Annotated in this window: 19 protein-coding genes and 1 other RNA gene; 19 read left to right on the forward strand and 1 reads right to left on the reverse strand. The window is 50.2% G+C overall.

The genetic code is table 11. From position 1 onward, the window contains the following. Positions 1-9: 9 nt before the first annotated feature. The 19 genes from AC0YN0_RS11900 (at position 10) to rnpB (ending at position 19,526) form a co-directional block, all read left to right on the forward strand. Positions 10-975 carry a PhoH family protein gene (locus AC0YN0_RS11900; RefSeq protein ID WP_442051722.1) on the forward strand — a complete coding sequence of 322 codons (966 nt, stop codon included), beginning with the start codon at positions 10-12 and terminating at the stop codon, positions 973-975. Between the two features lie 15 nt (positions 976-990). Then, on the forward strand, positions 991-3,240 hold the full coding sequence (locus tag AC0YN0_RS11905) for an HD family phosphohydrolase (protein WP_475821448.1): 2,250 nt from the start codon (positions 991-993) through the stop codon (positions 3,238-3,240). Further along, positions 3,237-3,734, forward strand: coding sequence for an rRNA maturation RNase YbeY (ybeY, locus tag AC0YN0_RS11910; RefSeq protein ID WP_442051712.1), 498 nt, complete (start codon positions 3,237-3,239; stop codon positions 3,732-3,734). The genes AC0YN0_RS11905 and ybeY overlap by 4 nt, the downstream gene beginning before the upstream one ends. Then, the gene (locus AC0YN0_RS11915) at positions 3,734-4,099 is read left to right on the forward strand and encodes a diacylglycerol kinase family protein (protein WP_475821449.1); all 366 of its coding nucleotides are present in this window, start codon (positions 3,734-3,736) and stop codon (positions 4,097-4,099) included. The genes ybeY and AC0YN0_RS11915 overlap by 1 nt, the downstream gene beginning before the upstream one ends. A 50-nt stretch (positions 4,100-4,149) precedes the next feature. After that, positions 4,150-4,584 carry a cytidine deaminase gene (gene cdd, locus AC0YN0_RS11920; protein ID WP_475821450.1) on the forward strand — a complete coding sequence of 145 codons (435 nt, stop codon included), beginning with the start codon at positions 4,150-4,152 and terminating at the stop codon, positions 4,582-4,584. An 8-nt stretch (positions 4,585-4,592) separates the two neighbouring features. Further along, on the forward strand, positions 4,593-5,522 hold the full coding sequence (gene era, locus AC0YN0_RS11925; RefSeq protein ID WP_337101613.1) for a GTPase Era: 930 nt from the start codon (positions 4,593-4,595) through the stop codon (positions 5,520-5,522). Positions 5,523-5,621: 99 nt separating this feature from the next. After that, the gene (locus AC0YN0_RS11930) at positions 5,622-5,783 is read left to right on the forward strand and encodes a YqzL family protein (RefSeq protein ID WP_475821451.1); all 162 of its coding nucleotides are present in this window, start codon (positions 5,622-5,624) and stop codon (positions 5,781-5,783) included. A 96-nt stretch (positions 5,784-5,879) separates the two neighbouring features. Then, entirely contained in the window at positions 5,880-6,632 is a 753-nt protein-coding gene (recO, locus tag AC0YN0_RS11935; protein WP_442051715.1) for a DNA repair protein RecO, read from the forward strand. Positions 6,633-6,750: 118 nt separating this feature from the next. Next, positions 6,751-8,313, forward strand: coding sequence for an MDR family MFS transporter (locus tag AC0YN0_RS11940; protein WP_475821452.1), 1,563 nt, complete (start codon positions 6,751-6,753; stop codon positions 8,311-8,313). Positions 8,314-8,674: 361 nt separating this feature from the next. Next, positions 8,675-9,562, forward strand: a complete 888-nt coding sequence (glyQ, locus tag AC0YN0_RS11945; RefSeq protein ID WP_442051717.1) for a glycine--tRNA ligase subunit alpha — start codon at positions 8,675-8,677, stop codon at positions 9,560-9,562. Next, on the forward strand, positions 9,555-11,636 hold the full coding sequence (gene glyS / locus AC0YN0_RS11950; protein ID WP_475821453.1) for a glycine--tRNA ligase subunit beta: 2,082 nt from the start codon (positions 9,555-9,557) through the stop codon (positions 11,634-11,636). The genes glyQ and glyS overlap by 8 nt, the downstream gene beginning before the upstream one ends. 67 nt (positions 11,637-11,703) lie before the next feature. Further along, positions 11,704-12,519 carry a pyruvate, water dikinase regulatory protein gene (locus AC0YN0_RS11955; protein ID WP_475821454.1) on the forward strand — a complete coding sequence of 272 codons (816 nt, stop codon included), beginning with the start codon at positions 11,704-11,706 and terminating at the stop codon, positions 12,517-12,519. Positions 12,520-12,616: 97 nt separating this feature from the next. Next, positions 12,617-13,090: a YaiI/YqxD family protein gene (locus AC0YN0_RS11960; RefSeq protein ID WP_442051720.1), complete on the forward strand. Its 474-nt coding sequence runs from the start codon at positions 12,617-12,619 to the stop codon at positions 13,088-13,090. A gap of 41 nt (positions 13,091-13,131) precedes the next feature. Further along, positions 13,132-14,982, forward strand: a complete 1,851-nt coding sequence (gene dnaG, locus AC0YN0_RS11965) for a DNA primase (RefSeq protein ID WP_475821455.1) — start codon at positions 13,132-13,134, stop codon at positions 14,980-14,982. A gap of 25 nt (positions 14,983-15,007) precedes the next feature. Then, on the forward strand, positions 15,008-16,138 hold the full coding sequence (gene rpoD, locus AC0YN0_RS11970) for an RNA polymerase sigma factor RpoD (protein WP_337101624.1): 1,131 nt from the start codon (positions 15,008-15,010) through the stop codon (positions 16,136-16,138). Positions 16,139-16,305: 167 nt separating this feature from the next. Beyond that, complete coding sequence (locus AC0YN0_RS11975; RefSeq protein WP_475821456.1) at positions 16,306-17,151, forward strand: hypothetical protein; 846 nt, start codon at positions 16,306-16,308, stop codon at positions 17,149-17,151. Next, positions 17,151-17,933, forward strand: a complete 783-nt coding sequence (locus tag AC0YN0_RS11980) for a tRNA (adenine(22)-N(1))-methyltransferase (protein WP_475821457.1) — start codon at positions 17,151-17,153, stop codon at positions 17,931-17,933. The genes AC0YN0_RS11975 and AC0YN0_RS11980 overlap by 1 nt, the downstream gene beginning before the upstream one ends. Beyond that, complete coding sequence (locus tag AC0YN0_RS11985; RefSeq protein WP_475821458.1) at positions 17,900-19,021, forward strand: Nif3-like dinuclear metal center hexameric protein; 1,122 nt, start codon at positions 17,900-17,902, stop codon at positions 19,019-19,021. Before AC0YN0_RS11980 ends, AC0YN0_RS11985 begins: the two co-directional genes overlap by 34 nt. A gap of 99 nt (positions 19,022-19,120) precedes the next feature. Then, an RNA gene (gene rnpB / locus AC0YN0_RS11990) (RNase P RNA component class A) lies at positions 19,121-19,526 on the forward strand. A 208-nt stretch (positions 19,527-19,734) separates the two neighbouring features. On the opposite strand, the gene AC0YN0_RS11995 is transcribed toward rnpB, so the two are convergent. Continuing rightward, positions 19,735-21,591: a S8 family peptidase gene (locus AC0YN0_RS11995; RefSeq protein ID WP_475821459.1), complete on the reverse strand. Its 1,857-nt coding sequence runs from the start codon at positions 21,589-21,591 to the stop codon at positions 19,735-19,737. Positions 21,592-21,770 lie beyond the last annotated feature (179 nt).

Consider the following 21,770-nt stretch of genomic DNA (forward strand, 5'->3'; position numbering starts at 1 on the left):
TTGTTGCAAATGGAGACGAAGTCAGTAAAGATCCCGCTCGGTAACGCGGCGGAAGGGTTAGCCGTATTCGGCCCTCAAGATAAGTATTTGCGTATGGTGCAGCAACAGGTTGAATCGTCTATTTCTTCACGGGAAGCAGAAATCGTCATAACCGGCCCATCTGCGGAGGTTGACTCCTTAGAACAATTGTACCAGGTGCTGTTGCAGCTCGTTCGCGGCGGATATACACCGTCGGAGCGCGACGTGTCCTATGCGCTGGATTTGGCAAGATCGATGCAGGCAGAAGAGCTGCTCGATCTGTTCAAAGCGGAAATTACGACCACGTTTAAAGGCAGGCCGATCCGGGTTAAGACGATCGGTCAGCGCCATTATGTCAAGTTGATTCGCAAACGCGATATTGTGTTCGGCATAGGTCCTGCCGGCACGGGTAAGACGTATCTAGCCGTTGTGCTTGCGGTAGCAGCACTTAAGGAAGGCTCCGTGAAGCGCATCGTGCTTACGCGTCCGGCGGTTGAAGCGGGCGAGAACCTTGGTTTCCTGCCTGGCGACTTGCAGGAGAAGGTCGACCCGTATTTGCGTCCGCTGTACGATGCGCTCCATGATGTGCTTGGTCCTGACCAGACGGCGAAAGCGCTTGAGCGCGGTTCTATCGAAATTGCGCCGCTTGCCTATATGCGCGGACGTACCCTTGACGATTCCTTTATTATTTTGGATGAGGCTCAGAATACGACGCCGGAGCAGATGAAGATGTTTCTTACCAGGCTCGGCTTCGGCTCGAAAATGGTAATCACGGGGGATGTAACGCAGATCGATTTGCCTAGGGGCAAAAACTCCGGTTTGATCGAAGCGCGTCGAATCTTGCAAGGCATCGAAGAGATCGGCTTCATGATCTTCTCCGAACAAGATGTCGTGCGCCATACCTTAGTTCAGAAAATCATTGTTGCCTACAATACAGATGCTGAGAACAGAACCTAGAAAGGACTGTGCTGCATGAACCAAACTCAAGCGGATAAACAGCCAAGCAGCTCGCAGTCGCTCGGATCGGCTCGCTGGAAGCAGAGCACGGCCGTGCAGTGGGTGCTGCTGTGTTTGTTCGTCCTGCTGTTCTATTTCAGCTTGGCGCCGTATTTGGTTCCGGAAACCTATGATATACAAGAAGGCGCCGTAAGCGAGAAAGATATTAAAGCGCCGTTCCAGATTAAGGACGAGAAAGCGACGCGGCAAGCGGAGGAAGACGCGGCAGAGCGAATCGATACGATCTACTCGATCGTTCCGCTTCGCAATGAAGCGCTTGCCGAACAAATTCTTGTTCGGATTGAACAATTGAATGCGGATGACCAGGTATCGACGGAAAACAAGATCGAAATCTATCGCAACGAAATACCGGGCCGTTATTCTGCCTATATCGACAATTTCATTAAGACGAATAAAGGCAAGGGCACATATAATGATGGGCTGTTAGAGGAAATGTCTCTTGTCGCCAAGGATCAGCAATATACGATTCCGGAAGAAGCGTTCTACAAGATGCCGAATCTGACGTCCGAAGAGCTGGCCGAAATGCGGGACGTTGCACGCGATATCGTGCGCAAGCTGTCCGTCGAGCAGCTTCGCGAGGCAGAGACGGCGCGTACGCAGGTAGCGGAGCTTGTGAATGCGAGCCCTCTGGCGAACCGGACAAGCCGTGAAATCGTTCAAGAGGTTGCGCGATTCGCCATCATGCCGAACAAGTTTCTCGACAAGCAGGCGACCGATGACGCGAAGGCGCTTGCGAAGCAGAATACGACGCCTGTCGTCATCAAGGAAGGCGATCTAATCGTCAAGCGCGGACAGACGATTACTCCTGACCTGTATCAACTGCTAGTCGATTCGTCCTTGCTGCAGGATAAGAAAAACTATTGGCCGCAGCTGGGATTATTGATGATGTCGATTATGTTCACCGTGCTGCTATACGCTTACTTGCACAATTCCGGCAGCATTAACGGCATAAAGCCGAAGTACAATAATTCACAGTTGCTTATGCTGTGGCTTGTATTCCTAATTAACATTATTACGATTCAGATCGTTGCTCTTACGCAGACCGATACGGCTTCGTATGTCGGTTTCCTCGCCCCGGCGGCGATGGGAACGATGCTTATTACACTGCTGCTGGATATTCACCTGGCGATCGTAAGTTCATTCCTGTTCGCGATCATGGGCAGTATTATACTGAATACGTCGCAGCATCAAATATTCGACTTCGAATACGGCTTCTTCATCATCGCCGTATCGTTCGCCGCAATCTTCTCGATTCATCGCGCCAGTCAGCGCTCTACGATCTTGAAGGCCGGCATTATGGTCAGCTTGTTCGGCTCGTTGTCGGTTATTGCGATGCTCCTGCTTAATGAGCAGCTCGACCGGATGCCGTTCATCTATTCAGTCGCGTTCGCGTTCGCGAGCGGACTTGTTACGGCGGTGCTCGTTATCGGTCTGATGCCTTTCTTCGAGATAACGTTCGGAATTCTATCGGCACTCAAGCTCGTTGAACTATCGAATCCGAATCATCCGCTGCTGCGCAAGCTCCTTACCGAGACGCCGGGTACTTACCATCATAGCGTAATGGTCGGCAACTTGTCCGAGGCGGCGGCGGAAGCGATAGGCGCAGACGGCTTATTATGCAGGGTGGGCTCATTCTACCACGATATAGGGAAGACGAAGCGACCGAATTATTTCATCGAGAATCAGACCAATATCGAGAACCCGCATGATACGATCGATCCGAAGCTGAGCAAGTCGATTATTGTGGCGCATGCAAGAGATGGCGTAGATCTGCTAAAAGGGCATAATATCCCTAAGCCGATCCGCGATATTGCAGAGCAGCATCACGGTACGACTTCGCTTAAATACTTTTATCATAAAGCATATAAGCAGGCGGAGGAGCAAGGCATCGAACCGACATTTACGGAGGATGACTTCCGATATCCGGGGCCGAAAGCGCAATCGAAGGAAGCGGCAGTTGTCGGAATTGCGGATTGCGTAGAAGCAGCAGTAAGAAGCTTGCGCAACCCGACGGTTGAGCATATAGAAGCGATGATTCACAAAATAATTAAAAGCAGACTTGACGATAATCAGTACAACGAGTGCGATCTGACGCTGAAGGAATTGGATAAAATCGCGCAGTCGCTTAAGGAAAGCGTTATTGGCATCTTCCACTCGCGGATTGAGTATCCCGAAGATGTGAAATCAAAGGAGCGTTTGTCATGAGCTTGCAGCTCGATTGGAGCAATGAGCAACAGAAGGTAGAAATTCCGGAAGTTTGGATCGGCAGGCTGGAGCAGTTGCTTCGCATTGCAGGCGAGAAGGAAGGCATCGCAGGAGGCGAGGTAACGCTCACTTTCACGGACGACGAGGAAATTCATAAGCTGAATCTTGAATATCGCAATATCGACCGGCCGACGGATGTGCTTTCCTTCGCGATGCAGGACGACGGAGTGGACGAGCTTAACATTATTTTTGAAGTGGAATCGGAGGATGAAGTGGATCCGATATCCGGCATGCTTGGCGATATCATTATATCGGCCGAGACGGCTTTGCGCCAAAGCGAGGAGTATGGCCACTCCCTTGAGCGGGAGATCGGTTTCCTGTTCGTTCACGGCTTCCTGCACTTGATCGGCTACGATCATCAGGATGAGGCAAGCGAAGCGGAAATGACGGCGAAGCAGGAAGCTGTGCTTCAGCAAGCTGGCTTGTCACGCTAATGCGCAAGTTCCTCCATAGCTTATCGGTTGCGAATGCAGGCATTCGGTTTGCCATTCGGACGCAATTGCATATGAGAATCCATCTAATTGCCGCGGCGCTAGCCTGCGGCATTGGTTTATTGGTGTCATTGCCGCGAGCAGACTGGGCGATCCTTATCTTAACGATCGCCCTCGTCATCTCCGCGGAAATGGTTAACACGGCAATCGAACAGGCAGTGAACTTAGCCAGCCCCGATATACATCCAATCGCCAAAGCGGCGAAGGATGTCGCGGCTGGCGCTGTTCTTCTTGCGGCTATTGCGGCAGTTGTGGTTGGATTGCTCTTATTAGGTCCGCCATTATGGCGGCTTTGCTTTGGAGTATAAGAATGCCGGTTGAATAATAGACGCAATGATATTGCAGGAGGTATGGTACAATGAATTACGAAGGTTTATCGGAAGCCTATACGTCGTTGCTTCACTCGGCTAAGGAAGCGATGGAACGCGCTTATGTGCCTTATTCGAACTTCCAAGTCGGAGCGGCTTTGCTAGACGACGAGGGCCATGTTCATTATGGCTGCAATGTCGAGAATGCTGCATACGGACCTACTAACTGTGCGGAACGAACTGCGCTGTTCCGTGCTGTCGCAGACGGAAAGCGACCAGGCCAATTCAAGGCGATTGCGGTCATTGGCAATACGGATGGACCGATTGCGCCATGCGGTGTATGCCGTCAGGTGCTTGTAGAATTGTGCTTACCGGATATGCCGGTTATTATGGGCAATATGAACGGACAGTGGACGGTGTCGACCGTCTCCGCCCTATTGCCGGGGGCGTTCACGCCTGCTTCACTAGAGAAAGGGGAAAGCTAGAGCCTATTATGAATCAACAATCATCGAACAACCGCGGGGACGGCAAAGGAAAGTTCCGTTCCGGCTTCGTAGCTATTATCGGAAGACCGAATGTCGGCAAGTCGACCCTGATGAATCATCTAATTGGTCAGAAGATTGCTATTATGTCCGACAAGCCGCAAACGACGCGCAACAAAATTCACGGGGTTTATACGACGAATGATACGCAGATCGTATTCCTCGATACGCCGGGTATCCATAAGCCGCAATCAAAGCTAGGCAATTATATGATGGCCACGGCAGAGAGCGCGCTGAAGGAAGTGGAAGCGGCTTTATTTCTGATCGATGCATCGGAAGGGCTTGGGGGTGGCGATCGCTTCATTATCGAGCAGCTCAAGAAAGTAAAGACGCCGGTATTCCTCGTCATGAACAAGATAGACAAAGTGCTGCCTGAACAGCTTCTGCCTATGATTACGCAATATAATGAGCTGTTCGACTTTGCTGAAATCATCCCGATCTCTGCTCTGCAAGGAAATAACGTGAGCACGTTGATCGAGCAATTGTCGCGCTATATGCCGGAAGGACCGCAATACTATCCTGCCGATCAGATCACGGATCATCCCGAGCAATTCGTTGTCTCGGAGCTTATCCGCGAGAAAATATTGCATATGACCCGCGAAGAAATTCCGCATTCCATTGCCGTAACGATTGAAGATATGAAGGTGCAGGACAATGGCGTCGTCTATATCGGAGCCGTCATTTTCGTTGAGCGTGATTCCCAGAAGGGGATTATTATCGGCAAGCGAGGGGAGCTGCTTAAGGAAGTAGGCAAGCAGGCTCGCAAAGACATTGAGGCGTTGCTGGGCTCGCGCACATTCCTCGAATTATGGGTGAAGGTGAAAAAGGATTGGCGCAATCAGGAGCGAATTCTTAAAGATCTCGGCTTCAGACATGATTGACCTTCGCTGACGTAATTTGCTAAGGATAGTCCTCGTTTCTTTATCGCATCCTAATACCGTCTGGAGCAGCATTTCCGACACGGAAAGGGATGGATACGAATGCGAGATTTTTCGTGGAAGTATTTTACGTTGACCGGGGATGTCGAATCCTTCATGCTGTACAAAGAAATGGATCAAATGGGCGTCTTGGAACAGGATGGCGCGCAAGCTGGAGAAAACGACGATTATGCCATGATGGAATTAGAGGATAGCTCCAGCTAGCAGCAGCTTGAGACAAAGCATCATTTCAATTGCGAAAAAATGCGCTTACGCCGATATGGGACGGTGTAAGCCATTTACGCTTTAAGGGGAAATAATATGCTGTATCGAGTGGAAGGAATCGTTATCCGCAGCATGGATTACGGAGAAGGCAATAAGATCGTAACGTTGCTGACGAATACGAATGGCAAGGCCGGTGTCCTTATTCGCGGCGCCAAGAAGGTGAAGAGCAAGCACGGATCGCTTGCGCAGCCTTTTACATACGGGGAATTTGTATACTTTCGCACGAGCGGTCTTGGAACGCTTAATCATGGTGAGATCATTGAATCTCACCATCTTTTGCGTGAGCAATTAGATAAAACGGCTTATGCAGCTTATGTTGTTGAACTGACGGACCGCGCGCTGCAGGATGACGAGGTCGGCAACTATCATTTTGAGCAGTTGAAGGCTTGCTTGTCAGCACTAGAGGAGGGCAAGGACCTCCAGATCGTGTCGCATCTGTATGAGATGCGGATGCTCGACTCAGCGGGCTATGCGCCCGAGTTCGACCAATGCGTGCATTGCGGAAATGTCGTAGGACCGTTTCGGTTATCGCCTTATGCCGGCGGCGTGTTATGTTCAAGATGCACAGGCAAAGATCCTTTCGCCATGCCGCTTAGCGAAGGGGCATATAAATTGCTGAAGTTATTTCGCAGATTGGATATGCGCAGGCTTGGCCAGATCCAAGTAAGACCGGAGACGAAGGCGGAGCTGAAGCTTTGCATGCGCAAATTAATGGATACGCATATGAGCTTGCAGCTTAAGTCGCGAAGCTTTCTCGATCAGCTTGATAAGCTCAGTCCGCCTGAGTAGCCTCTCCGTCTAGAGACCGAGACAGGGCTACTGCTGTCGATGGTTACATACAGCTAATCCATGCAGTATGCTTGATGATGTTGGTTGGCTATATACAAATGATGGAGGGAATGACATTATGTCAGCAAAACAAAGCAGACTAGGCTTCGTTGTAGCGGGTTTACTGCTCGGCATTCTAGTCGCTTCGATCGATAACACAATCGTATCGACGGCGATGGCGACAATCGTGTCCGATCTTGGCGGTCTGGACAAATATGTGTGGGTAACTTCTGCTTATCTTGTCACCGAAATGGCAGGTATGCCCATTTTCGGCAAACTGTCGGATATGTATGGGCGGAAAAGGTTTTTCGTACTCGGCATATCGTTATTTTTGATTGGTTCCGTATTATGCGGAACGGCGGAATCGATTACGCAGCTTACGATTTACCGCGCGATTCAAGGGATTGGCGGCGGCGCGATGATGCCGATCGCATTCGCAATCGTATTCGATATTTTCCCGCCGGAGAAGCGCGGGAAGATGGGCGGTCTCTTCGGTGCCGTATTCGGCACGTCCAGCTTGTTCGGTCCGCTTGCCGGAGCTTATCTGACGGAATATGTGAATTGGCGCTGGATTTTCTACATTAACGTGCCAATCGGTCTTGTTGCATTGGCATTCATTATTATTTATTACAAAGAGTCATTGTCGCATGCTAAGCAAGTAATCGACTGGTGGGGCGCATCGACGCTAGTCGGCTCGATTGTCTGCTTAATGTTTGCCCTAGAGCTGGGCGGCGCGGAATATGCTTGGGATTCCGTTCAAATTATTGGTCTCTTCGCAGGGTTTGCCGCTTTATTAATCGCCTTCTTCTTCGTGGAAACAAAAGCGAAAGAACCGATTATTGCGTTCAGCATGTTCAAGAAACGGTTGTTTGCCAGCAGTACCGGAGCAGGCTTATTCTACGGTGCAGCCTTCATTACGGCGGCACTCTATATTCCGATGTTCGTTCAAGGGGTCTTCGGAGGCACGGCCGTTAATGCAGGCTTAACGCTGCTGCCGATGACACTAGGCTCGGTATTCGCAGCGCAGCTTGGCGGTTTTCTTGCCAATAAGATTTCGTACCGGAGTGTCATGACGTTATCGGCGGTTATCTTTATTGCCGGCATTATCCTGTTATCGACAATTACGCCTGATACGACGCGTTTCTTATTGTCGGTTTATATGTTCATTACCGGCTTCGGTATCGGTTTCTCCTTCTCCGTTCTTGGCATGTCGTCGATTCATGACTTCGATATGCGTCAGCGAGGAAGCGCAACATCGACGATGTCTTTTGTCCGTTCGCTTGGCATGACGGTCGGCATCACGATCTTCGGCATCATTCAGCGCAATCATTTTACGAGCGGCATGGCCGATGCATTCGCAGGCGGTGAAGGAAGCGGAGGTGGGGCGCCTATGACGGATAACGCACGCGAATTGCTATCTCCGGAGAAGCGCGCGGAAATTCCGGCTCCGGTCATGGATAAGATCGTGGCTGCATTATCGGAATCGATATCGGTCACTTTCCTATGGTCCATCGTTCCTGCCGGTCTTGCCTTCGTATGCGTCCTTATGATGGGGAACGCGGGCATGAAGGATCTGCTGGAGAAGCGTGTACACGGCAAAGCAGTCATAGCGTCCCATAACGACGATACTCGCAGTCATTAGGCTAGAAGCCATTTAGTTGACATTGCATGGCAAACCGAATACAATAACTTAATATGTATATAGACTATGAAGGAAAAAGTAATCGTAATAATCGACGTGCATAGCGAGCCAGGGATAGTGAAAGCCTGGACGAACGATGACGATGAAGAGGCGTTCCTGAGTCTGAACGAACGAAAAGAGGGTTAGCTTTTCAATAAGCGAACCAAGTAGGGTGGAACCGCGGGATACAACTCTCGTCCCTACGTCTGGCAACAGGCGTAGAGGCGGGAGTTTTTTGTGATTCCAGTTACCCATCGCCTCTGCCGATGTCCAGCCACAGTCCGACAAAGGACAATAAACGAGGAAGAAGGAGACGGTTTTGATGAATTTTCAAGGTATGATATTGACGCTTCAACAATTTTGGGCTGAACAGAACTGCATTCTCGTTCAACCTTACGACACCGAGAAGGGTGCGGGTACGATGAACCCGATGACCTTCCTGCGATCGATCGGGCCAGAGCCATGGAACGTGGCCTATGTAGAGCCTTCGCGTCGTCCGGCAGACGGCCGTTATGGCGAGAATCCGAATCGGCTCTATCAGCATCACCAGTTTCAAGTGATCCTGAAGCCGTCGCCGGACAATATCCAAGAGCTTTATCTGGAGAGCTTGAAGCGTCTCGGCATCGATGCGCTTGATCACGATATTCGGTTCGTTGAGGATAATTGGGAATCGCCAACGCTTGGCGCTTGGGGACTTGGTTGGGAAGTATGGCTGGATGGCATGGAAATTACGCAATTTACGTACTTCCAGCAAGTCGGCGGCATTGATGCGAATCCAGTTGCTGTAGAGATTACATACGGCATGGAACGCCTTGCCTCCTATATTCAGGAGAAGGAAAATGTGTTCGATCTGGAGTGGGTGGAAGGCGTTACGTACGGTGACGTGTTCAAGCAGCCGGAGTTCGAGCATTCCAAATATACGTTCGAAACATCGGATTCGGCTATGCTGTTCACGCTGTTCAATATGTATGAGGAAGAAGCGAAGAAGACGATGGAGCAGAAGCTTGTATTCCCTGCATACGATTATGTGTTGAAATGCTCCCATACGTTCAATCTTCTTGATGCCCGCGGGGCAATCAGCGTAACGGAGAGAACGGGCTATATTACACGCGTCAGAAACTTGGCACGTTCATGCGCTGCGACTTATCTGGAGGAGAGAGAACGTCTCGGATTCCCGTTGCTGAAGAAAGGAGTGGAGCACAATGGCTAAAGATTTATTGCTGGAGATCGGACTTGAGGAAGTGCCGGCGCGTTTCGTGCGCGGTGCGATGAATCAGTTGAAGGATAAAATGGTCAAATGGCTCGCAGAATCGCGCATCTCGCACGGCGAGGTTGAGGCGTATGCGACTCCGCGCCGCTTGGCGCTGCTTATTCGAGATGTCGCTGAGAAGCAATCGGACATGAACGAGGAAGCGAAGGGACCTTCGCGCAAAATCGCGCAAGATGAGCAAGGAAACTGGAGCAAAGCGGCTCTTGGCTTCGCACGCAGCCAAGGCGTAGAGCCGGAGCAGCTTTATTTCCAAGAGCTTGCCGGTGTTGAGTATGTGTATGCTACGAAGAGCAGCATTGGATCGGATACGGCTGGCGTATTGCCGGAAGGCTTGCCGGCGCTTATTACATCGATGTCATTCCCGAAAAACATGCGTTGGGGCGCGCATGAGCTTCGTTTCGTTCGCCCGATTCGCTGGTTAGTCGCATTGTTCGGAGCGGAAGTTATTCCGTTCGAAATTACAGGCGTGGCAACGGGCAACATTTCCCGCGGACATCGTTTCCTTGGCGGCGAGTCCGTTATCGAAGAAGCTGGTCAATACGCAGAGAAGCTTCGCGAGCAGCAAGTTATCGTTGATGTTGCCGAGAGAGAGAAGCTGATCGTTGCGCAGATCGAAGAGCTTGCAGCGGATAAGGGCTGGGAAATCGCCATTAAGGAAGACTTGCTGGAGGAAGTGCTGTTCCTCGTTGAAATTCCGAACGTATTGTTCGGCACATTCGATCCGGCATTCCTTCACATACCGCAGGAAGTGCTTATTACTTCGATGCGTGAGCATCAGCGCTACTTCCCCGTATTCAACAAGGAAGGTCAGCTTCAATCAAACTTCGTAACCGTGCGCAACGGCGACCGCAGATCGATTGAGCTTGTTGCAAAAGGCAATGAGAAGGTTCTTAGAGCTCGTCTATCCGATGCGAAGTTCTTCTATGAAGAGGATCATAAGCTTGAGATTGCTCAGGCACTCGCAAAACTTGAAAATATCGTGTATCACGAGGAGCTAGGCTCTGTTGCGGATAAAGTAAGAAGAATTCGTGCAACGGCCGACTTGCTGAGCAGCAAGCTCCAAGCGGACAGCCAAACGGCGTCCGACGTCAGCCGCGCTGCGGATATTTGCAAATTCGATCTTGTTACGCAAATGGTCTATGAGTTCCCAGAGCTTCAAGGTATCATGGGCGAGGATTATGCTCGCAAGCTTGGCGAACGCGAAGCAGTAGCGAAAGCCATTAATGAGCACTACCAACCGCGGTTTGCTGGCGATCGCGCTCCATCGTCGCTTACCGGAGCAATCGTAAGCTTGGCAGATAAGATCGATACGATCGTAGGCTGCTTCTCGATTGGCATTATTCCGACCGGCTCGCAGGATCCGTATGCGCTGCGCAGACAAGCGGCGGGCATCGTCCAAATTATATTGTCCCATGGCTTGAAGCTGAAGCTTAGCGAGTTGTATGAAGCCGCTTTATCCGTGCACGAAGCTCGTGGTTTGAAACGCAGCAGTGCCGACATCCGTAAAGACTTATCAGACTTCTTCGCGCTGCGGATCAAAAACGTATTGTCCGAGCAAGGCGTTCGCTACGACGTAGTCGATGCGGTTATGGCAACAGGCCTTGACGATCTTAGTCTTACGATTGAACGCGCAACGGTTATTCAATCGCTGGCTGCGGGCGAAGAACGATCTGAATTCAAGCTGACTGTAGAAGCTTTCAACCGTGTATGCAATTTGGCTTCCAAAGCAACCGTATTCGAAGTGTCGGCTGCGCTATTCGCCGAATCGGCTGAGTCCGAGCTTTACGCAAAATGGAAAGAGCTGCATGTCGGCTTTGATGCTGCCGTTAAGGAAGGCAATATAGCGCAAGCGGTTCAACTGCTGTCTTCGCTGAAACCAGCAATTGACGCATACTTCGAACATGTTATGGTTATGGCGCCTGATGAATCGGTTAAGAACAACCGACTGGCCACATTGGCAGCTATCGCAGGGGATGTATCTTCCATTGCTGACTTCTCGAAGTTAGTGTGGTAGCTTACCCGAAGTATATCGATCTGTTTGCCGCCGGACTTCCGGTATATTCGCAAAGGGGGATGATTGAATGTCTAATTCAACAGCAGAAGTAATCGTATATGTCATTTCTGACGCTGCTGGCGATACGGGTGAGCTTGTCGTTCGCGCAGCTATTGCTCAATTTCATCCGATTAACGCCGATATTCGCCGAGCGCCGTTTATTACCGACGAGCTTGCGTTGTTGCGTATCATCGGACAAGCGAAGCAATGCGGAGCCATTGTCCTGTATACGCTGGTCATTCCCCAATTACGCGATAGCGTAAAGAAGCTGGCCGATGAAGCGGGAGTCGTTGCAATTGATTTGCTCGGCTCCTTTATCGAGACGCTGGAAGAACGGACAGGTAGAAAGTCACGCCAAGAGCCGGGGCTTAACCATGCGTTGGACGAGGATTATTTCCGTAAAGTAGAAGCGGTCGAGTTCGCGGTGAAATATGACGATGCGCGCGATACCTCAGGCGTACGCAAAGCAGATATTGTTCTGGTTGGCGTATCCAGAACGTCGAAAACGCCTTTGTCCATGTATCTGGCTCATCAAAAATTTAAAGTCGCCAACGTCCCGCTCGTTCCCGAAATTAAGCCGCCGGCGGAGTTATACACGATTCCAAAGCATAAAATTATCGGCTTGACGATCGGCGTGCCTTATTTGAACATTATCCGCAAGGAGCGCCTTAAAGCGCTAGGCCTGCCAAATACGGCACCGTATGCGACAACGGATCGGATCGAGAAGGAACTGGCATACGCTGAAAATATTATGAAGCAGCTGGGCTGTGTGATCATTGATGTCTCGCATCGGGCCGTTGAGGAAACAGCCAGCCTCATTATGGAGCAGGTCAGACTGACTTAGCCACGTTGTTCATAGCAGCAGTATGCAGGATTTTTTCGTTATTTGCCGTATATAATAGTACAGTATAAATGTGAAAATCGAGAACGAGCGGTGATTCATGATAAAGGACAAGCCTAGGGCTGTTGTTGTCGATGCGGACGCTTGCCCGGTTAAGCAAGAAATTGCGGAAGCGACCAAATCTTTTCCCGTACGCGTCCTGATGGTCGCATCCTATGATCATCGGCTGGAAGCGCAGCCGGGAATTGAAGTCGTGCAAGTGGACCGCAGCGACCAATCGGTGGACTTGTATATCGTTAACCATATTACGACCGGCGACATCGTCATTACTCAGGACTTCGGTCTCGCTTGCATAGCCATTGGCAGAGGCGCGATCGTATTGTCGCCTCGCGGCGAACAATATACGAATGACAACATTGATTACTTGATGGAACGCCGTCATGAGCTTGCCAAACGGAGGCGAAGCGGGGGCAAGACGAAGGGGCCGAAAGCGATGAACGATGCCGATCGTGAGCGATTTCAACAAAAGTTGACAAAAGTTTTACGAATTGAGCAGGAGAAACATGACGCATAGCGAATATTATTTACGTGTTACTAGGATGAAGGTGATGAACGATGACATTCGCAAAAATACCCGATGAGGTCATTAGCGAGATTTTGAAGCACAATGACATCGTGGAGACGGTCGGAAAATACGTTCATCTCACGAAGCACGGAAAATATATGAAGGGCTTATGTCCGTTCCATTCCGAGAAGACCCCGTCGTTCACCGTTACGCCCGAACGCCAAATCTTCTATTGCTACGGTTGCGGGAAAGGCGGCAACGTCATTCGTTTTCTTGAGGAGCTGGAGGGATATTCTTTCCCTGAAGCTGCTCGGGCACTTGCGGAGGATGCCGGCATTGCGGTTCCTGACAGCTGGAGCTCAGATGATGGCGGGAGCAATAATCCGGAGAACGCCGAGCGCGCCAAGCTAATCGAAGCGCATGAGCTTACAGCTAAGCTATATCATTACATGCTGAACAATTCGAAGCAGGGCGTAGAAGCAAAGCGTTATTTGCGGGAGCGGGGACTAAGCGATAAGCTGATTGATCACTTCATGATTGGCTTCGCGACGGACGAATGGGATCGATTAGCAGACTTCTTAGAGAAGCGCGGATTTGACCTGGCCTTGATGGAGAAGGGCGGATTGTTATCGGCAAAAACGGATGGAAGCAGCTATGTGGATCGTTTTCGTAATCGCATCATGTTTCCGATATGGGATAAAGACGGCAAAACGACCGCGTTTGCGGGGCGCATTATAGGCGACGGACAGCCGAAATACTTAAATTCCCCGGAGACGATGCTTTTTACGAAGAGCAGAATCGTATATAACTTGCATCATGCACGGACAGCAATTCGCAAGAGCAAGCAGGCTGTTATTTTTGAAGGCTATATGGATGTCATCAAGTCATGGAGCGCTGGTGTCAAGAACGGCATCGCGACGATGGGAACCGCACTTACCAAGGAACATTGCGCCATCCTTCGCAGACAAGCGGAAGAGGCGATCGTCTGTTATGACGGCGATGATGCTGGACAAGCGGCTGCGTTCAAATCGATCCCGCTGCTGGAAGCGGCAGGTTTGAAGGTGACAGTGGCCATTCTCCCGAAGGGGAAAGACCCCGACGAATATATAGGTGAATACGGGCCGGACGCATTTCTGCGCGAGATCGTCGATCAAGCGGTATCCGTTACAAAATTTAAGCTTATATATTCAAGGAAAAACCATATACTGCTAAAAGAAGAAGGCAAAAAAAATTATCTGCTGGAAGCAATGGATATCGTAGCGGAGCTTAGCTCGCCCATTGAACGCGAAGTGTATTTGAAGGAATTGTCCCGCGAGTTCGATATTTCGCTCGAGTCTCTGAAGCAGGATTGCCACCGCAAGGTGCAGGAGCTGCAAAAAAAGAAACCGCAAGGGGATAATAACGACAATTCGTGGAATAATGGTAGAAATGAAAAGCGCCGTACGTCCGGACCTCCGGCTGTATTGCCTGCCTACACGCATGCCGAACGAAGGCTGTTGTACGTTATGATGCGAGACAAAGAGGTTGCTGAAGCCGTCCATAACCGAATCGGTGACGCATTTAACATGGAGGATCATGCGGCACTCGCTGCTTACTTATACGCTTATTATGCTCAAGGTCATGAATCGGATGCCAGCCGCTTTGTAGCTACGCTACAGGATGATCAATTAGAGCGGACAGCGGCATCGATACTCATGAGCGACAGCGATTTTCCGTTTGATGAGACAACGATGAACGCTTATATCCGAGATATTGTTAGGGTACCGCAATTTAAGGAAATTGAACGCAAGAAAGAAGAAATGCTGCGCGCCGAGCGGTCAGGCAACGCTTTGCTGGCAGCGCAATTAGGTCTTGAGATTATAACCCTAGACAGACAGCTTAAGGATCGCACTGAGGAGTAGTTTCTAGGGAGGAGGGAGTCGGAATATGGCGAATGATCAACATACTGAACTAGATACGGAACAAAAACTAGATCATGTAAAGGAACAGCTGATCGAGCACGGCAAGAAAAGATCTTCATTAACCTACAAAGAGATTATGGAGAAATTGTCGCCTTTCGATCAGGATCCAGAACAGATTGATGAATTTTTCGAGCAGCTTGATGATTTGGGTATTGAGGTGCTTAACGAAAATGACGAGGATCATCCGCTTCGCGGTGCTGGGGAAGAACAAGAGCGCGAACAGGACGACTTCAACTTTGACGACGATCTGGCGTTACCGCCAGGCATCAAGATCAACGACCCGGTACGTATGTATCTGAAGGAAATCGGACGTGTTCCGTTGCTCCTGGCGGATGACGAGGTTGAACTCGCCAAACGTATCGAGAACGGAGACGAAGAAGCGAAGCGCAGATTGGCTGAAGCGAACTTGCGTCTCGTCGTTAGTATTGCGAAGCGTTATGTCGGCCGGGGCATGCTGTTCCTTGACTTGATTCAAGAAGGCAATATGGGCCTAATTAAAGCCGTAGAGAAGTTCGACCACGCGAAGGGCTTCAAATTCAGTACGTATGCAACTTGGTGGATTCGTCAAGCGATTACGCGCGCCATTGCGGACCAAGCGCGTACGATTCGGATTCCCGTGCATATGGTTGAGACGATAAATAAACTTATTCGTGTATCTCGTCAATTGCTTCAAGAGCTGGGGCGTGAACCGACGCCAGAGGAAATTGCGGCAGAGATGGAGCTTAGCACGGAGAAAGTACGCGAGATTATGAAGATCGCTCAAGAGCCGGTATCATTGGAAACGCCGATCGGGGAAGAGGACGACTCGCATCTCGGGGATTTCATCGAAGACCAAGAAGCGCTTGCGCCTGCTGATGCAGCCGCTTATGAGCTTCTGAAGGAACAGCTTGAGGATGTGCTCGATACGCTTACCGAGCGTGAAGAAAACGTACTGCGTCTGCGTTTCGGTCTTGATGACGGTCGTACGCGTACGCTTGAGGAAGTCGGCAAGGTGTTTGGCGTAACGCGCGAACGTATTCGTCAGATTGAAGCCAAAGCGCTCCGCAAGCTACGTCATCCAAGCCGCAGCAAACGCTTGAAGGATTTCCTCGAATAACGTTTGGTTTGTTTGGTACTGCAATGACCTTTCTGCGCCTGCAGCGAGGTCTTTTTTTTCTAGTTCGACCCGATCCGTATACGCATTATCTCTAATAAAGCATAGGCCTGAATCCGATACATACATTGAAACGTCAAAACGGTAAGACGGAAAGGATAAGAACCAATATGAATTCGGATCGCCGACAAATCATTGTAAGAGAAATCGAGCATTGGCGAAGGAGCAAGCTGTTGCCCGATCAATATTGCGATTTTCTACTCAATCTGTATGCGGATCAAGAAACGGACAGTACATCTTCCCGAGCAGCCGGCGGATCGAGCACCGCACGAAAAGCGGTTGCGGCGGTACAGCGGGCTACAGGCATGCAATGGTTTCTTACATTTGGAACTTTTACCTTAATTTCCTTCGTTGTGTTTTATTTTAGCGTTTTTCATCCGCTATTGCAAATAGGTGTTATCGTACTGGCGGTAGTCGTATTGTTGTGGCTTGGTCAGCGTCTTGGAAAGCATAATGAGGCTGCCGGCTTAGCGTTAACCGGAATCGCGATGCTGCTTCTATTAGGCGGCGGACTGTTTATGTACGGATTGCATGATATAACGGAGTGGTGGACCAAAGTGGCTCTGCTTGGTTTCTGTGCGCTATTATGGGTAGCCTATGGCATATTGGCTCGTATACCTGTGCTGCACTTGTGCGGCTGGATCACTTCGATACTTGTATATGCATGGCTGCTGTCGCATTATATGGGAGCTTCCAAGTGGTACGAAATTCAGTTATATTGGCTGCCGATTGCGTGCTTGTTCGCATGGGGCAGCTGGTTCATTCACCGTTGGCAGAAGCCGGTATCGGCTGTACTATTCGTCACCTGTGCGTTAGTATGGTTTATGCCCGAGCTGTACGCCATGTTGTTCTCAGACGAAATCGCTTGGATTCAACTGCAATTGATCGTCAAAATTGGCGTTGGCGGCGGTTTGTTGTTTTTAATGCGAAAAAAATGGATGGTGTGGGTTGTATAATGTTGAAATTATCAAAAAGACTGCAAACGATTGCCGATTATGTGTCGGAGGGCTCGCGAATAGCCGACATTGGCTCTGATCATGCCATGCTGCCCGTCTACTTGCTTCAATCGAAAAAATGTCCTTCGGGTATTGCCGGAGAGCTTAACGAAGGTCCTTACGAGGCCGCTCGCAAGCAGGCAGCCGATGCTGGATTGAGTTCGAGGTTGTCTGTTCGGCAAGGCGACGGTTTATCCGTTCTGAAGCCTGGCGAAGCCGATACCGTGACGATTGCGGGCATGGGCGGCAGTCTAATGAGCGAAATATTGGAAGCAGGGTTACAGGCAGGGAAGCTAAGCGGTGTGCGTGAGCTCATTCTGCAGCCGAATGTCGGTGAAGATATCGTAAGAAGATGGCTTTATGAACATAGCTGGTACTTGGCTGATGAGAGCATTATTGAAGAAGACGGTAAAATTTATGAAGTTATGCGAGCTGTCCTTGATGTTGATGCATCTGAATTAAATAATAAGCTGTATAACAGCGGTTTCCTTAGCGTCGAGCTGAATGAGGAGAAAGGCATAGCAGTGCTGTTCCAAATGGGGCCTCACCTGCTGCGGAAACCTACTCCTGTGCTGCATCAGAAATGGCGTATGGAGTTGGAAAAGCTGGAGCGCATCTGCCAGCAGCTTGCAAAGTCGGAATTAGCAGAATCCGAGCGGAAGCTTCATCAGTTCCGTGCGGAAATGAATGTTACGCAGGAGGTATTGCAATGTTTGCCAACGGACATACCGTCATCCAATTGATGGAGAAACTAGCTCCCAAGCATTACACGGTAGAAAATGACAAGATCGGACTGCAGCTCGGGACGCTGAATAAAACTATTGATAAAGTGTTAATCGCGCTTGATGTAACCGATGAGGTCGTGGATGAAGCGATTGCGGCAGGTGCTGGACTTATCATCGCTCATCATGCGATTATTTATCGTCCGCTGGCGAAGCTAGATACTTCAACGCCTGCAGGCAAGCTTTTCGAGAAGCTGATCAAGAACGATATTGCGGTGTATATTTCGCATACGAATCTCGATGTTGCAGATGGCGGCATCAACGATTGGTTGGCTGATCAGATCGGTATCTCAGCTTCCGGACGTCAGTGCCTGGAAGAGGTTCATACGGATAAGCTCTATAAGCTTGTCGTGTTCGTGCCGGAGAGCCATCATGAGCAGTTGCTTGCGGCGCTATGGCGCGCAGGAGCGGGCGAAATAGGCAACTACAGCCAATGCAGCTTCAATATCAAAGGCACGGGTACATTCCTGCCAGGACCGGGTACTCATCCATTCCTTGGCGAGCAAGGCAAGCTGGAGCATGCTAACGAGGTGCGAATAGAAGTCATCGTTCCGTACAGCGTACACCGCAAGGCGGTACAAGCGATGTTGAAGGCACATCCTTATGAGGAGGTAGCCTACGACTTGTACGCTGTCGATCTGAAGGGCCGTGCCTTCGGACTTGGCAGGGTGGGTAAGCTGGAGAAGGAAGTCAGTCTAAGCGAGCTTGCCGAACGTTTGAAGCAGGCCTTCGACGTGCCTGCGCTTCGAGTCGTCGGCCAACTGGATCGCAGCATTCGCAAAGCGGCCGTGCTCGGGGGATCGGGAGCAAGATATGTCCGTCACGCTATATTTGCAGGTGCTGATGTGCTCGTAACGGGGGATATTGATTATCATACCGCGCATGATGCACTGGCAGCCGGAATCGCCATTATTGACCCTGGCCATAACATCGAGAAGGTAATGAAGCAGCAGGTTGCCGATTGGCTGAATGGTCAGCTGCAAGCGACCAAAAGCGAAACGAAAGTAATTGCATCTACGCTAAATACTGAACCATTCACGTTCATTTAGGGCCTTGCTTGCAATGCGGCTTGTCGTTCAAATATCAATTGGAATGAGTTAGAGGGTTGAGCTTTGACCGAATACCTAGTATACTAGATCGTGCTACGGAAAGTTTGACAGACAATCGCTGGCGGCCTTGTTGCCGCGAGAGGAAAGTCCGGGCTCCGCAGGGCAGGATGCTGGATAACGTCCAGTCAGCGCGAGCTGAAGGATAGTGCCACAGAAATGGACCGCCGATGGCTGGCTTAGGCCGGCACAGGCAAGGGTGGAACCGTGGTGTAAGAGACCACGAGGAGTGCAGGTGACTGCAGTCCTGGTAAACCCCATCTGGAGCAAGACCGAGAGGACGCAGCAGCCGCAAGGCTGCAGCCTTAGCCTGAGGCGCGTCCGGGTTGGTTGCTGGAGCCGTATAGCAATGTGCGGCCTAGATAGATGATTGTCGCTTCCTCGTGGGAGGGTCGTTCCCGTTCGCACCACTAGAAGTACAGAACCCGGCTTACGGCAAACTTTCCGCACGACCAATAATTAATGACAAACGAAGAAGGTTGAGCGAGGATGCACAGCATCCTCTGCTCAACCTTCTATTTTTTTACCACATCTGATCTGAGTGTTAGATTTTCTTTAAAGCGATAAAGCATTAAGAAAATTATTCAGATTGGCGATAAAAACCTTCCGCATAAACGCGGTCGCTCATCCTCGAAGTACTCCGATAGGAGTTTTTCTCATCTATATCTGCGAACAATGTTGTCCAAGCGGCGTTTCACTTGATCCGGGAACGTCTGGAGCGCATTGCCGTAACTGGAGGCTGCCTGCAGCGCTTTGTTCACATCGATCTCACCGTAGCCGAAGTAATCATCCTTGCCCTTCGTGCCGAGATCGATGGACGAACTGCGCATAAGCTCCATAACTTCTTTATTGGTAAGCTCCGGATTAACCGACCGAATTAAGCCTGCAAGCGCAGCGACATGCGGCGATGCCATTGACGTGCCCGATAATGCAGCGTATTGACTTCCCGGATACGTACTGGCGATGCTGTCTCCCGGTGCTGCCACGTCAATGTAATCACCATAGTTGGAGAAGGAAGCTTTCTCTTTACTGCTGTCAGTGGCAGCGACCGCGAACACCTCTGGATATGCCGCTGGGTATCCTGGACGGTCGGTATTGTCATTGCCGCTGGCGGCAATCATGACGACATCATGCTCGTAAGCGTATTTGATCGCATCATGAAGGAAATCGGCTTCGGCATAGTTGCCGAGACTCATATTAATGACTTTTGCGCCGTGATCGACTGCCCATATAATGCCTTGGGCTACCGTATAGGTTGAGCCTGCGCCGCTGCTGTCCAGCACCTTAACAGGCATGATTTTATTGTACCAAGATACGCCTGCGACGCCTTCGCCGTTATTAACTGAAGCTCCGATGATTCCGGCTACGTGCGTGCCATGTCCCACATCGTCATCGGGATCTTTGTCTTCATCGACAAGATTGATGCCGTCTAGAAGCTTACCTTGCAAGTCGGGATGGTTGCTCTGCACGCCTGTATCGAGCACGGCCACAATAACTTGTTCATCGCCCTTGGAAACTTTCCAGCCCTTCTCCGCCTCAATGGATGGCAAGTTCCATTGATATTCGGAATAAAGCGCATCATTCGGAACGATATCGTTATCTGTCACTTTCTCGTTCGTCATGTACAAATAATGAGGCTCCGCGTACTCTGGATTCCATTTTTGACGGAAATACTGCAGCATTTTCTCGGTTTCAAGCTTCTTCGATCGGAACACGTACGTATCCCCGATTTGCTGTACGGATACGGCGTCAATATCGCGCTTGATCTGCTCCAGCTCGCGATTATTAGGTCTGCTTGCAAAGTGAATGACCGCATCGCGAATATGATAATGGCTGGCATTGCCATTGTCCTCGCCGGTGCGAACAGTCGTATCGATCGTGGAATTTGGTTTCACCGATTCGATCTTGTAATTGCCCTCTGCAGGGTATGGAATGAGACGCAAGTTCCGTTTTTGATGTGCCTCGACGGATTTGACAATATTTTGATTAATGACGCCGACAACGCCAATGCCGGGATGCTTCGAATCCGGAACGCCTAACACCATATACCGGTTGCCATCCTTGTCATTGAACGTTGGCGATTCGAACTTTGCGCCTTTCATCACTTGCAGCTTCGCCGTCTTCACATATTGCTGCGCATCGTGCGAATCGGCCGAATCCGGTATTTCGCCGCGTTCAACCGAGCGTGTGCCGTTGATCCAGCTAATGAAACGCATATGATGATGCTCATGCATAAGGTGCTCCACAGCGTTTTCGGAATCTTTGCGTGACGAGCTGCCGGCGCTCATCAGCTTATGAAAATCACGCGAGCATTCCGTTGTACATAACAACGCGGTAGCATTCATATCGTTTTGCAGTGTATTGAGCTTAAGCGTTTGCTCGCGCTTAACGGCGAAGCTTTCTGATTTTCGCGGGGTTTCCTTGACGGTTCCCGGAGTGAAGAGCCGGGACGACGGAATTAGCAGGGCGGCAAGAGCAACAATGGTAAACGCGCCAATCCAATATTTTCTCATGTTCGAACCTCCAAATAAATCGTTCAGTTGAAGAGATGCCTAAAAGTTAGAGTTCGGCTAATGGCGGCAAAATATGCGAAGCAAAAAGAGTCAATCGCCAGTACCACTTCCATGCAATTTGTGGTACGATGTTGATGCCTACAGTTTTTTTCTGAGTGAAATGAAAGGGGATCTACCTA

It is taken from the genome of Paenibacillus sp. J22P218 (genome assembly GCF_056269195.1).